We start from the raw sequence: 13221 nt of genomic DNA, 5'->3' as shown, positions 1-13221 counted from the left end.
TCTGGTTACGCATCCGGCAGGGCCTGGAATGGCGATTCTTTATCCGTACGTTCTTTCTTGCCCCAGGCGGCGATGCCGACCTTGAGCGCATAGAACAGGATGCTGAAGACCACGAACAGGAACAGCGCGGTGAGTGTGGCGTTGGTGTAGGCGTTGAAGATCACGTGCTGCATCTGCTCGACGCTCTTCGCCGGTGCCAGCACCTGACCGTTGGCCAGCGCATCGCTGTACTTCTTGGCCAGGGACAGGAAGCCGATCGCCGGGTTAGCGTCGAACAGCTTGATGAAACCAGCAGTGGTAGTGCAGATCAACAGCCAGGTGGCCGGCAACAGGGTGACCCAGATGTAGCGCTGGCGCTTCATCTTGATCAGGACCACGGTGCCGAGCATCAGCGCGATACCGGCGAGCATCTGGTTGGAGATGCCGAACAATGGCCACAGGGTGTTGATGCCGCCCAGTGGATCGATCACGCCCTGATACAGCAACCAGCCCCACATCGCCACACAACCGGCGGTGGCGATCAGGTTGGCGGTCCACGATTCGGTGCGTTTCAGCGCCGGTACGAAGGAGCCGAGCAGATCCTGCAGCATGAAACGCCCGGCACGGGTACCGGCGTCCACAGCGGTGAGGATGAACAGCGCTTCGAACAGGATCGCGAAGTGGTACCAGAACGCCATGGTGTTTTCACCCGGCAGGACACTGTGCAGGATCTGCGCGATACCGACCGCCAGGGTCGGCGCACCGCCAGCACGGGCCAGAATGGTGGTTTCACCGATGTCGTGGGCCACGGCTTGCAGCGCTTCCGGCGTGATCGCGAAGCCCCAGCTGGTGACCATTTGCGCCACTGACGCGGCATCACTGCCGACCACGGCGGCCGGGCTGTTCATGGCGAAGTACACGCCTGGCTCGATCACCGAAGCGGCAACCATGGCCATGATCGCCACGAACGATTCCATCAGCATGCCGCCGTAACCGATGTAGCGGGCGTTGGTTTCGTTATCCAAAAGCTTCGGCGTGGTGCCCGACGAGATCAACGCGTGGAAACCGGAAACCGCACCGCAGGCGATGGTGATGAACAGGAACGGGAACAGACCGCCCTTCCACACCGGGCCGGTGCCGTCGACGAACTGGGTCAGTGCCGGCATTTTCAGCTCGGGCATGGTCACCAGAATACCGATCGCCAGGGCGACGATGGTGCCGATCTTGAGGAAGGTCGACAGATAGTCACGCGGTGCCAGAATCAGCCACACTGGCAGCGACGCGGCGACAAAACCGTAACCGACCAGCATCCAGGTAATTTGCACACCGGTGAAGGTGAAGGCTTTGGCCCATACCGGATCGGCAGCAATCTGCCCGCCCAGCCAGATCGAACCGAGCAGCAGCAACACACCGACCACGGAGATCTCGCCGATGCGGCCCGGGCGGATGTAGCGCATGTAAATGCCCATGAACATCGCGATCGGGATGGTCGCCATCACGGTGAAGATGCCCCACGGGCTCTCGGCGAGGGCCTTGACCACGATCAGCGCCAGCACCGCGAGGATGATGATCATGATCAGGAAGCAGCCGAACAGTGCGATGGTCCCGGGAATCCGGCCCATCTCTTCACGCACCATGTCGCCCAAGGAACGGCCGTTGCGTCGGGTCGACATGAACAGGACCATGAAGTCCTGCACCGCGCCCGCCAGCACCACACCGGCAATCAGCCAGAGTGTGCCGGGCAGATACCCCATCTGCGCCGCCAGCACCGGACCGACCAGCGGCCCCGCGCCAGCGATGGCCGCGAAGTGGTGACCGAAAAGAATGTGTTTGTTGGTCGGCACATAGTCCAGACCATCGTTGTTGAGCACGGCGGGGGTGGCCCGACGCGGATCCAGTTGCATCACGTTGTTGGCGATGAACAGACTGTAGTAACGGTACGCAACCAGATAAATGGCCACGGCAGCGACCACAATCCACAAGGCGTTGATCGCCTCGCCGCGGCGCAATGCCACTACGCCCAGGGCGCACGCTCCTACGATTGCCAGCACGAGCCAGGGTAAGTGGCGCAGCAGGCTATTATTATTTTTCATTTTATTATTCCAGCCAGGGTGGACAAGAAAGACAGCCACCCCGAGTTTAGCGCTTACGGCGCCAAAGGCCATACCCCGACATAGGTCTAGACGCTTGAGCGATTGGCTGGCGCCCGCATTCGCGGTCTATAGTCAGCGAACCTTCATGAGGATTGCGCCATGAGCGAGCACCCCGCCAATCGACGTCGTTTCAAACGTATTGCGTTCGATGCCCGAACCGAGCTGAAACAGGGCGAGTACATCTGGCCGGTCAAACTGATCGACCTGTCGCTCAAGGGCCTGCTGATCGAGCGACCGGAGCCGTGGCTCGGGGATAAAGAGCAGGACTTCTTCGTCGACATTCATCTGAGCGAAGACGTCGATATCGAAATGGACGTGCATCTGGCCCACGAGGAAAACGGCCACTTGGGGTTCATCTGCCGGCACATCAGCCTGGAATCGATCCAGCGCCTGCGCCGGTTGATCGAACTGAATCTGGCGGATGAGGCCGAGCTGGAGCGCGAACTGGGTGCGCTGATCGAAATCTGACTTGCCCCTGTAGGAGCTGCCGAAGGCTGCGATATTTTGATTTTGTTTCAAGATCAAAAGATCGCAGCCTTCGGCAGCTCCTACACAGGGGATTGTGGTTACTCGAAGAGTGCGTCGAGGGCCTGTTCGAGACGCGTCACGGCGATGATCTGCAAGCCGGGAGGCGATTCCTTCGGAGCATTACCCTTCGGCACGATGGCGCGTTTGAAGCCGTGCTTGGCCGCTTCTTTCAGCCGCTCCTGCCCGCTCGGCACCGGGCGCACCTCGCCGGACAGGCCGACTTCGCCGAACACCAGCAGATCATGCGGTAACGGCCGATTGCGCAAACTCGACATCACCGCCGCCATCAACGCCAGATCCGACGCTGTCTCCAGCACCTTCACGCCACCGACCACGTTGAGGAACACGTCTTGATCGTGGGTCGGGATCCCACCATGACGGTGCAACACCGCGAGCAACATCGCCAATCGGTTCTGATCCAGCCCCAGCGTCACCCGACGCGGGTTGGCCAGATGACTGTCATCGACCAGTGCCTGCACTTCCACCAACATCGGCCGGGTGCCTTCCCATGTCGCCATGACCACACTGCCCGGGACTTCTTCCTGAGCGCGGGTGAGAAAAATCGCCGATGGGTTGGAGACTTCTTTCAGGCCCTTGTCGGTCATGCCGAACACGCCCAATTCGTTGACCGCCCCGAAACGGTTCTTCACCGCACGCAGCAGACGCAGACGACCATCGGATTCACCTTCGAAATACAGCACGGTATCGACCATGTGTTCCAGAACACGCGGACCGGCCAAGGCGCCCTCTTTGGTGACGTGGCCGACGAGGAAGATCGCCGTGCCGCTCTGCTTGGCGTATCGCACCAGCAGCGCCGCACTTTCACGCACCTGCGACACGCCGCCCGGCGCCGATTGCAGCTGTTCGGTGAAGATGGTCTGGATCGAGTCGATCACCATGACCTTGGGCTTTTCCTGGCGAGCGGTGGCGATGATGGTTTCGATGCAGGTTTCGGTCATCACCCGCAGTTGATCCTGCGGCAGGCCGAGACGGCGGGCGCGCATCGCCACCTGCTGCTGGGATTCCTCACCAGTGACGTACAGCGCCGGCATGCTTTTGGCCAGATTGCACAGGGTCTGGAGCAGGATTGTCGACTTGCCGATCCCCGGATCACCGCCGATCAGCACCACCGAGCCATCGACCAGACCACCGCCGAGCACGCGGTCGAGCTCACCGGAAGCGGTGGAAAAACGTGGAATCTCTTCGATGCTGACTTCGGCGAGCGTCTTGATCTGCGCCTGCTGGCCAGCCCAACCGGTGCGCCCGGTGGGTGCCGTGGCGCCGCCGCTTTCGATCATGGTTTCGGTCAGGGTGTTCCAGGCACCGCACTCGCCGCACTGCCCGGCCCACTTGGGAAAGGTTGCGCCGCACTCGGTGCAGCCGTACATGCGCTTGGCCTTGGCCATCAGAACCCCCGGAACAAAAGACGCGATGATAACGCAGCCACCGCCGATCAGCGCGGCGCAGCAGTACGGATTTCGCCGCTGGCCAGACGCGCGGCGCTGTTGCCCAGCGGATCCTCGGCATTGAGGTCAGCGCCCTTGGCTTTCAACGCATCAAGCAATTCCAGACGCTTGAACAGCCCGGCGTACATCGCCGCTGTCTGCCCGGCGCCGTTACGCTGGTCGGGGCTGCAATCGGTGGCCATCAGGCGCCGGGCGATCTGTAATTCGCCTTTGAAAATCGCACCCATCAGCGCCGTGTTGCCGCGCTGGTCCTGAGCACAGGCATCCGCGCCAGCGGCGAGCAGGCGTTCAACCGCCGGCGCCTGACCGTGATAGGCCGCCAGAATCAGCGCGGTGTACCCCTTGCTATCGCGGGTATCGAGGGAATAGCCGGACTCGATAAAGGTCTCGAGCATCGGCACATCACCCCGGCGGGCGGCGTCGAAGTAGTAATCCTGCAACTGCGCCTTGATCGCTTCGGGGCTCTGCTCGACCGGGGTTGCCCACGCAGTAAGCGACAGGCACCCGGCCAGGCACAAAAGAAAAATACGCATCGGGCTCTCTCCTTGAACGCACGCGAGGCCGCACTGGCCCTCGCGTGCGCCGCATGGCTATCAGTCGGTCAGTTTCGCCGCCAGTGCTTTCACACGGCTGAGGTCGCCCTTGGCCACTTCGGTCACACCGCTGCCGTACTCAGGGTCGGCCTTGTACAGGAACGACAGGATGATGTGCTTGCTCTCGTCATCAGTGGTGGCCAGCGAGCCGCCGAAGCTGTCGATCAGGTCGCGGCGTTCCTGCTTGCTGTACGAGCGATACAGATCACCGGCCTGCTTGAAGTTCTGCTCACGCTGGATCTTCGCCTGCTGCGTGCTGCCCGACAGCGCCGACTGGCTGTAACGCGCCGATGATGTTTCTTCACGCGGTTGCAGGCGGCTTGGCTGGTAGTTGACACCGGACTGGCTGGCGCCGAAATTCATCGCACCATCCTGATTGCCATTGTTCACTGCGGTTTTCGGTGCATTGACCGGCAATTGCAAAGCGTTGGCGCCAAGGCGATACATCTGCGTATCGGCATAGGAGAACACTCGACCCTGCAACAAACGATCTTCCGAAGGTTCGATACCCGGAACTACGTTGGCTGGAGCCATGGCAACTTGTTCGGTTTCCTGGAAGACATTGGCCGGATTACGGTTCAGGACCATTTGTCCAACTTTGCGCTCGGCAATACCCGGCCAGATCTTGGTTGCATCCAATGGATCGAAATCAAACTTGGACAAATCCTGTGGCTTGAGAACTTGCACGTACAAGTCCCACTTCGGAAAGTTGCCCTTGTTGATATTACTGACCAAGTCGTTGGTCATATGACTGTAATCCTGACCCTGAACTTCGCTGACTTGTTTTGGCGTGAGATTCTTGATGCCTTGAAGACTCTTCCAGTGAAACTTCACGTAGTGAACTTCATTCTTGGCATTGATCAGCTTATAGGCATGAACACCATTGCCATCCATTTCCCGATAACTGGCCGGAGTGCCGTAGTTGGAATACAACTCGGTCAGCGTGCGGGTGGCTTCCGGTACATGGGAGAAGAAATCGAACCGGCGCGAATCGTCATCGAGGTTGGTGCGCGGATCGGGCTTGAAGGCGTGCACCATGTCCGGGAATTTGATCGCATCGCGGATGAAGAAGGTCGGGAAATTGTTGCCGACCAGATCCCAATTGCCGTCAGCAGTGTAGAACTTGGTGGCGAAACCCCGCGGGTCGCGCAGGGTTTCCGGGGAATGGTTGCCATGCACCACCGCCGAGAACCGCACGAATACCGGCGTGCTCTGGCCTGCGGCGAACACCTTGGCCTTGCTCAGGTCGCTGAGGTCATCGGTCACGGTGAAGGTGCCGTGAGCGCCGGTGCCGCGTGCGTGTACGACGCGCTCGGGGATGCGTTCACGATCGAAGCGCTGCAGCTTCTGGATCAGTTGCACATCCTGCAGCAGCACCGGGCCGTTGGCGCCGGCAGTTTGCGAGTTCTGATTGTCACCGACTGCCGCGCCGTTATCGCGGGTCAGCGGAGCGGCGTTGACCGAGAAGGTCAGCAGCCCGGCAGTCAGTACGCCGAAGGTGCGGCGGAAGGGAAAAGCCCCCAGTCCAGGAGTGGATGTCATATCAGGTTCCTCTGGTTTTATTGGGCGCATCCAGGTGCGCCATACCAAGGCTAGAGGCCTGTGCCGCAGAACATAAATAGAAAGAACGTAACACCATGATTGAAGAAATTGGCTTTCCCGTCAGCGGGTTAGCGCGTATTCCGCGCGCGATTGCTGGCATTTTGCAAACTAATCTTCAATTGATGTGTCGATAAAAACGGGCATTGTAAGAAGGTGTTTCGCGCAGGAGGCGTTTCGCTGATTTACACTGCCAACACCAAACTCATCTGTAACAAGGAAATAACTATGGGCGTGCTTAGCGAGTTCAAGGCCTTCGCGGTCAAAGGCAATGTGGTCGACATGGCCGTCGGTATCATCATCGGCGCGGCGTTTGGCAAAATCGTTTCGTCGTTTGTCGGCGACGTGATCATGCCGCCGATTGGCCTGTTGATCGGTGGAGTGGACTTCAGTGATCTGGCTGTCACGCTCAAAGCAGCCCAGGGCGATGCGCCCGCAGTGGTGCTGGCTTACGGCAAATTCCTGCAGACGGTGCTGGATTTCGTGATTGTCGCTTTCGCGATTTTCATGGGTGTCAAAGCCATCAACCGCCTCAAGCGCGAAGAAGCCGTAGCACCGACCGCGCCGCCGATCCCGAGCAAGGAAGAGCAACTGCTGGGCGAAATTCGCGACCTGCTCAAGGCGCAGAACGAGCGGCCCTGAGGCATTCGGTAGTCATCAAAACGGCACCCGCGGGTGCCGTTTTCGTTACCAGTAATTTTCCACCGCAACCTGCCCCGGCTTGCGCGTGAGGCTCAGGCGCATGTCGCGCTGTTTCAGCAAGGCGCGGGTGTCGTCGATCATCTGCGGGTTGCCGCACAACATCACACGCGAATGCTCTGGCGAGAGCTCAACGCCCGCCGCGCGTTCCAGTTCGCCGTTTTCAATCAGCGTAGTAATCCGGCCCTGCAGCGCGCCTGGATGCGCTTCGCGGGTCACAGTGGGGATGAATTGCAGCTTGTGGGCGTATTCGCTCAGATAGTCCCGTTGCGCCAACCCGGCGATCAACTCCTGATAAGCCAGTTCCCGCGCCTCCCGCACGCTGTAAACCAGAATGATCCGCTCGAATTTCTCCCAGACCTCGAAGTCCTGCAGGATCGACAGAAACGGTGCCACCCCGGTGCCGGTGGACAGTAACCACAGGTCTCGGCCATCGACAAAGCGATCCAGCGTCAGGTAGCCGAACGCCTGGCGTTCTACCATCAAGCTGTCGCCGACCTGGAGCCGGCTCAGCTCACTGGTGAATTCGCCGCCCGGCACGACGATGGAAAAGAACTCGAGAAACTCGTCGAACGGCGACGACACCATCGAATAGGCGCGCCAGACCATGCTCCCATCGGCCTTGGTGACGCCCAGCCGGGCGAACTGGCCGGCACGGAAGCGAAAGCCGGGGTCGCGGCTGGTGCGCAGCGTGAACAGGTTCGGCGTCAACGGTTGCACATCGAGCAAGGTCTGGGTGGTGTACTTCTCGGCACTGGCAGTCATGAGGCACTCCTTGAAACGATTCCCCACAGTGTCCCGCAAAACCGCGCTGCCAAACACCTGCCAACGGTAATGATATTGACAGAATCAGCGCTGCACATTCGATGTGATGTCAATTTTAGATCTAGAGTAATAACTTTAAGATGGCAGTTAAAATATAACAGCGCGTATTGCTAAGAACACTTTATAAAAAAACATCAAAGTTTCAATCTCGAAAAAATGTAAGGCGTTTCGCAGGAAAGATCCTACACTTCGATTCGTGCCGGATCTTTTGGATCCATTCCGCACCCCGATATCAAGATACAGAGGCAAAGTTCATGGAAACGTGGAAGGAATCACAATTGAAACAACTGACATTTGCCAAAGGCATTGAAGCGGCATACCCGATACTGCTGAGATTTGCCGAGAATCTGGGCTTTAACTACTGTGCAATAGCAGTGACGTCCCCTCATCGTGATGTCCACCTGAATGCCTTGCAGATCAATAACTACCCTAAAGAATGGAACATTCAGTACAACAAAGAGAACTTCCGCAATATTGATCCGGTAATAGCGCATTGCAATCACTCAATATTACCCATCGTCTGGGAAGAAAGAGTCTTCAACGATGCACCCGAGTTGTGGCAGGCGTTGAAACAGAATGGGCTGCAGCATGGCTGGTCGCAGGCCTTTCATGACGAAACCAGCGGTTTGTGCAGCATCATCAGTCTGGCTCGAACCCACTGCCCGATCAGCCCGCTCGAACTGTATGAGCATTACGGTTATCTGTTTTTTGCCAACCGACACTTCAGTGACCTGTATGCCCGCACCGTGCCCACACCGGCCAAACCCAGCAAGCCGAGGCTATCGTCCCGGGAGCTGGAGATCATGAAATTGTCCGCCATGGGCAAGACCGCTCACGATATCTCGAGAATCCTCAGCCTGAGCGAACGCACCGTTAACTATCATGTGCAAAACGTCATCGAAAAATTCAACGTCTGCAACAAGATTTCCGCAGTGATTGCCGCCGCTCGTGCCGGGATTATCTGACTGACGAGCGATATCGCACGGTAATCCTGCGAGTATTTACGCGCAAAAAAACGTACCATTCAGGCCTTTCCGAGTGATGACGCAACCTGCTTGCATCGCAGTCCACTCGGTCGGATCCCGTCGCACCATCTGCCGGCAACGGGATATCTGCCGAATATCCTGAGTCCCCGCCCCATGCCCTTGCTCGAAACGCCTTTCGCCCAGCTCGACCTGATCCGCCAGCCTGAACAGCAGAATGAACCGCTGCAAGCGTTCGATGCGGCGGACGAATACCTGCTCAATCATCTCGCCAGCGAACAACCTCAGAGCAGCACCCGCGTGCTGGTGCTCAATGACAGCTTCGGCGCCTTGGCGATCAGCCTGCTGGGCAAGGTCGAGGTGAGCAGCAGCGGCGATTCGTTCCTGGGTTTCGTCGGGCTGGAAAAGAATCTGCTACGCAATGGCCAGGCGTTCGATGCGATTCGTCCGATTCCGGCCAGTGAGCCCTTGGTCGGGCCGTTTGACCGGGTGCTGATCCGCGTTCCCAAGACGCTGGCGCTATTGGAAGAGCAGTTGATCCGCCTGCAAGGGCAACTCGCGCCGGGCGCGCAAGTGATCGCCGCCGCCATGGTCAAGCATCTGCCGCGCGCTGCCGGCGATCTGCTCGAGCGCTACATTGGCCCGGTGCAGGCGTCGCTGGCCGTGAAGAAAGCCCGACTGCTGATCGCCACGCCTGAAAGCAAAGCGCCCGCTACATCGCCCTATCCGACTCGTTATCGTCTCGACGAACCAGCGATCGAATTGCTCAACCACGCCAATGTGTTCTGCCGCGAAGGCCTCGACATCGGCACTCGCGCGTTTCTGCCGCATCTGCCGAAAAACCTTGGCCACGCGCGGGTCGCCGATCTCGGTTGCGGCAACGGTGTTCTGGCAATCGCCAGCGCCTTGCAGAACCCGGATGCGCATTACACGCTGGTCGACGAATCGTTCATGGCGGTGCAATCGGCTGCCGAGAACTGGCGCGCGGCATTGGGCGATCGCGAAGTCATCGTGCGCGCTGGCGATGGTCTGGCCGGGCAGGCGCCGCAGTCGCTGGACGTGGTGCTGTGCAACCCACCCTTCCATCAGCAACAGGTGGTCGGCGATTTCCTCGCCTGGCGCATGTTCCAGCAGGCGCGCGAGGCACTCGTGGTCGGCGGTGCGCTGTACATTGTCGGCAATCGGCATCTGGGCTATCACAGCAAACTGGCGCGCCTGTTTCGTGGTGTCGAGCAAGTGGCGGCCACACCGAAATTTGTCATCCTCAAGGCGCGCAAATAAATCTGCGGCATAAAAAAACCCTCCGTGAGGAGGGTCGCAAGTCCATACCCGAAGGCGCCGGGACGGGATATTTCAGTGGGTGGTCAAACCTGCGGCATTCATGAACATGCGCATCAGGCTGGCGGCGATGAACAACACGCCGACACTGCCAACCCAGATCAGGGCCAACCAGCCAAGCCGCTGCCACAGCGGCTTTTTTCGGCTTCTTCAATGTCGTGCAGGGAATGTTTGCCGGTCATTGCATCGATCTCCGTTAAGCCAAGGCGTCACTGCGGACGCCTTCGCGAGCAGGCTCGCTCCCACAGGGCAAGCCCAGCATTGGATTAGTGATAACCATCTTCGTGGGTCACCTTGCCGCGGAACACGTAGTAGCTCCAGAACGTATAACCCAGGATGAACGGAATGATGAACAACGTGCCGACCAGCATGAAGCCCTGACTTTGCGGCGGCGCGGCGGCGTCCCAGATCGAGATCGACGGCGGCACGATGTTCGGCCACAGGCTGATGCCCAAGCCACTGTAGCCGAGGAAGATCAGCACCAGGGTCAGCAGGAACGGCGTGTAGTTGGCGTTACGTGCCACCGCGCGGATCAGGCCGTACAAGGTGACCAGCACCAGAATCGGCACCGGCATGAACCAGAACAGGTTCGGCATGCTGAACCAGCGTGAGGCGATTTCCGGATGCGACAGGGGTGTCCACAGGCTGACGATACCGATTACTGCCAGCAGGACGAACGCCAACGGCCGCGCCAGATCATGCATCTGTTCCTGCAACTTGCCTTCGGTTTTCATGATCAGCCAGGTGCAGCCGAGCAAGGCATAAGCCACTACCAGCGCCGCGCCGCAAAACAGCGTGAACGGTGTCAGCCAGTCCAGTGAACCTCCAGCGAACTGGCGATTGACCACCGGCAGACCATCGATGAACGCTCCCAGCGCCACGCCCTGAAAGAACGTCGCCGCGATCGAACCACCGATGAATGCCTTGTCCCACAGGTGACGTTTTTCATCCTTCGCCTTGAAGCGGAACTCGAAGGCCACACCGCGAAAGATCAGGCCCATGAGCATGAAGATCAGCGGCAGGTACAGCGCCGACAACACCACCGAATAGGCCAGCGGGAAGGCGCCGAACAACGCCGCCCCGCCCAGCACCAGCCAGGTTTCGTTGCCGTCCCACACAGGGGCGACGGTGTTCATCATCACGTCGCGATCGGTCTTGCCGGGCACGAACGGGAAGAGAATGCCGATGCCCAGGTCGAAGCCGTCCATGACCACGTACATCATGATGCCGAAGATGATGATCACGGCCCAGATCAGCGGAAGATCGATACCCATGAGTCAAATCTCCTTGGTCAAGCGAGTGTTGTCTTCGTGCTCGCCCTCGGCCGGATCATCGGCTGCGGACAACGGACGCGCCGGGGTGCGTTTCTTGCCTGGACCACCGTCCGGCGTTGCGCTGCCTTCGCTGATCTTCGGCCCTTTGCGCACCAGGCGCATCATGTAGCCGAGCCCGGCGCCGAACAGCGCGAAATACACCACGACGAACATGATCAGGGTGATGCTCATCTGCATGAAGCTGTGGTTCGACGAAGCATCGGCAGTGCGCATCAGGCCGTAGACCACCCACGGCTGACGGCCGATTTCCGTGGTGAACCACCCGGCGAGAATCGCGATCAGACCGGACGGCCCCATCCACAAGGCCAGATGCAGGAACGGCCGTGAGGTATACAGCGAGTCACGCTTGCGCAGCCACAGACTCCACAACCCGGTGAAGATCATCAGGAAGCCGAGGCCGACCATGATCCGGAACGACCAGAACACGATGGTCGAATTCGGCCGGTCTTCCGGTGGGAATTCCTTCAGCGCCGGTACTTGTTTATCCAGCGAGTGGGTGAGGATCAGGCTGCCGAGGTAGGGAATCTCCACAGCGAACTTGGTGCGCTCTTCTTTCATGTCCGGCCAGCCGAACAGGATCAGCGGCGTCGCTTCGTCGCCATGGTTTTCCCAGTGGCCTTCGATCGCAGCGATTTTTGCCGGCTGATGCTTGAGCGTATTGAGGCCGTGGAAGTCGCCGATCACCGCTTGAATCGGCGCGACGATCAATGCCATCCACATGGCCATCGACAGCATGGTGCGGATCGCCGGGTTGTCTCTGCCGCGCAGCAGATGCCAGGCCGCTGACGAGCCGACGAAGAAGGCAGTGGCGACGAACGCCGCCGTGGCCATGTGCATCAGCCGGTAAGGGAATGACGGGTTGAAGATGATTGCCAGCCAGTCGGTGGGGATGACCTGACCGTTGACGATTTCAAAGCCTTGCGGGGTCTGCATCCAGCTGTTGGAGGCGAGAATCCAGAAGGTCGAAATCAGCGTGCCGATCGCTACCATCACCGTCGAGAAGAAGTGCAGGCCGCGCCCGACCTTGTTCCAGCCGAACAGCATGACGCCAAGGAAACCGGCCTCAAGGAAGAACGCGGTGAGCACTTCATAGGTCAGCAACGGCCCGGTGACGGCACCGGCGAAGTCGGAAAAACGACTCCAGTTGGTGCCGAACTGATAAGCCATGACCAGCCCGGAAACCACGCCCATGCCGAAGTTGACGGCAAAAATCTTCGACCAGAAATGGTAGAGATCGCGGTAGGTGTCGTTGCGGGTCTTCAGCCACAAGCCTTCGAGCACCGCCAGGTAACTCGCCAGGCCAATGGTGATGGCCGGGAACAGAATGTGGAACGAGATGGTGAACGCGAACTGAATTCGGGCGAGATCCAGAGCCTCTAAACCGAACATATGGCTTCCTCTGTCAGGTAATACGGGTAGCTGGCCCGGAGGCCTGCACCACTGCCCCCACGGATATGGAGTGCGGCGAATTCGGATTCGTTCTTTTTTGCAACCATCGCAACGCAGGGAGTCTGGCCAAATGGCCGCCAGATCAGTTCCGATCGGAGTCTTGATCTGGATCAAGCAACGTTGAAAGAGTAGTCCCATTTTTACCAATGAACTGCGTGGTGGTTTGCCGCGTGACAAGTTGCCTCACTCTCCTGTGGCGAGGGGATTTATCCCCGTTGGGCTGCGCAGCAGTCGTCGCTTCCAGCTTTTGGGGCCGCTGCGCGACCCAGCGGGGA

At 59.2% G+C, this 13221-nt stretch carries 11 protein-coding genes and 1 pseudogene; 4 read left to right on the top strand and 8 right to left on the bottom strand.

Translation table 11 applies throughout. The annotated features are described in order from the left end of the window. Positions 1-5: 5 nt before the first annotated feature. Complete coding sequence (locus tag ACZZ0K_RS01135; RefSeq protein ID WP_041477781.1) at positions 6-2072, bottom strand: carbon starvation CstA family protein; 2067 nt, start codon at positions 2070-2072, stop codon at positions 6-8. 159 nt (positions 2073-2231) lie between these two features. On the opposite strand from ACZZ0K_RS01135, the gene ACZZ0K_RS01130 reads away from it, so the two are divergent. Further along, positions 2232-2600, top strand: a complete 369-nt coding sequence (locus ACZZ0K_RS01130) for a PilZ domain-containing protein (protein ID WP_071173654.1) — start codon at positions 2232-2234, stop codon at positions 2598-2600. A gap of 98 nt (positions 2601-2698) precedes the next feature. Here ACZZ0K_RS01130 and radA read toward each other — a convergent pair whose 3' ends face one another. The 3 genes from radA to katB are packed head-to-tail and all read right to left on the bottom strand — an operon-like array spanning position 2699 to position 6261. Further along, positions 2699-4066 carry a DNA repair protein RadA gene (radA, locus tag ACZZ0K_RS01125; RefSeq protein ID WP_007909773.1) on the bottom strand — a complete coding sequence of 456 codons (1368 nt, stop codon included), beginning with the start codon at positions 4064-4066 and terminating at the stop codon, positions 2699-2701. Between the two features lie 47 nt (positions 4067-4113). Continuing rightward, entirely contained in the window at positions 4114-4659 is a 546-nt protein-coding gene (locus ACZZ0K_RS01120) for an ankyrin repeat domain-containing protein (protein ID WP_150742268.1), read from the bottom strand. Between the two features lie 60 nt (positions 4660-4719). Further along, entirely contained in the window at positions 4720-6261 is a 1542-nt protein-coding gene (katB, locus tag ACZZ0K_RS01115; RefSeq protein WP_460094698.1) for a catalase KatB, read from the bottom strand. Positions 6262-6546: 285 nt separating this feature from the next. Between katB and mscL the strand changes: the two genes are divergently transcribed. Further along, entirely contained in the window at positions 6547-6960 is a 414-nt protein-coding gene (gene mscL / locus ACZZ0K_RS01110) for a large-conductance mechanosensitive channel protein MscL (protein ID WP_024014404.1), read from the top strand. Between the two features lie 45 nt (positions 6961-7005). Here mscL and ACZZ0K_RS01105 read toward each other — a convergent pair whose 3' ends face one another. After that, on the bottom strand, positions 7006-7782 hold the full coding sequence (locus tag ACZZ0K_RS01105) for a ferredoxin--NADP reductase (RefSeq protein WP_095181864.1): 777 nt from the start codon (positions 7780-7782) through the stop codon (positions 7006-7008). 314 nt (positions 7783-8096) lie between these two features. Between ACZZ0K_RS01105 and ACZZ0K_RS01100 the strand changes: the two genes are divergently transcribed. Next, positions 8097-8807, top strand: a complete 711-nt coding sequence (locus tag ACZZ0K_RS01100; protein WP_041477771.1) for an autoinducer binding domain-containing protein — start codon at positions 8097-8099, stop codon at positions 8805-8807. Positions 8808-8981: 174 nt separating this feature from the next. Further along, positions 8982-10106 (top strand): methyltransferase, encoded by a 1125-nt coding sequence (locus ACZZ0K_RS01095; protein ID WP_457265217.1) that lies wholly within the window; start codon positions 8982-8984, stop codon positions 10104-10106. Between the two features lie 72 nt (positions 10107-10178). Here ACZZ0K_RS01095 and ACZZ0K_RS01090 read toward each other — a convergent pair. From ACZZ0K_RS01090 to ACZZ0K_RS01080, 3 genes and pseudogenes are all read right to left on the bottom strand, one after another. Then, positions 10179-10345: pseudogene (locus ACZZ0K_RS01090) on the bottom strand (DUF2474 domain-containing protein). An 84-nt stretch (positions 10346-10429) separates the two neighbouring features. After that, on the bottom strand, positions 10430-11437 hold the full coding sequence (gene cydB, locus ACZZ0K_RS01085; protein WP_016773089.1) for a cytochrome d ubiquinol oxidase subunit II: 1008 nt from the start codon (positions 11435-11437) through the stop codon (positions 10430-10432). Positions 11438-11440: 3 nt separating this feature from the next. Continuing rightward, positions 11441-12886: a cytochrome ubiquinol oxidase subunit I gene (locus ACZZ0K_RS01080; protein WP_041477768.1), complete on the bottom strand. Its 1446-nt coding sequence runs from the start codon at positions 12884-12886 to the stop codon at positions 11441-11443. Positions 12887-13221: the final 335 nt, after the last annotated feature.

Source organism: Pseudomonas sp. AC255, assembly GCF_979258175.1.
This window is presented reverse-complemented; position numbering and strand designations above follow the sequence as displayed.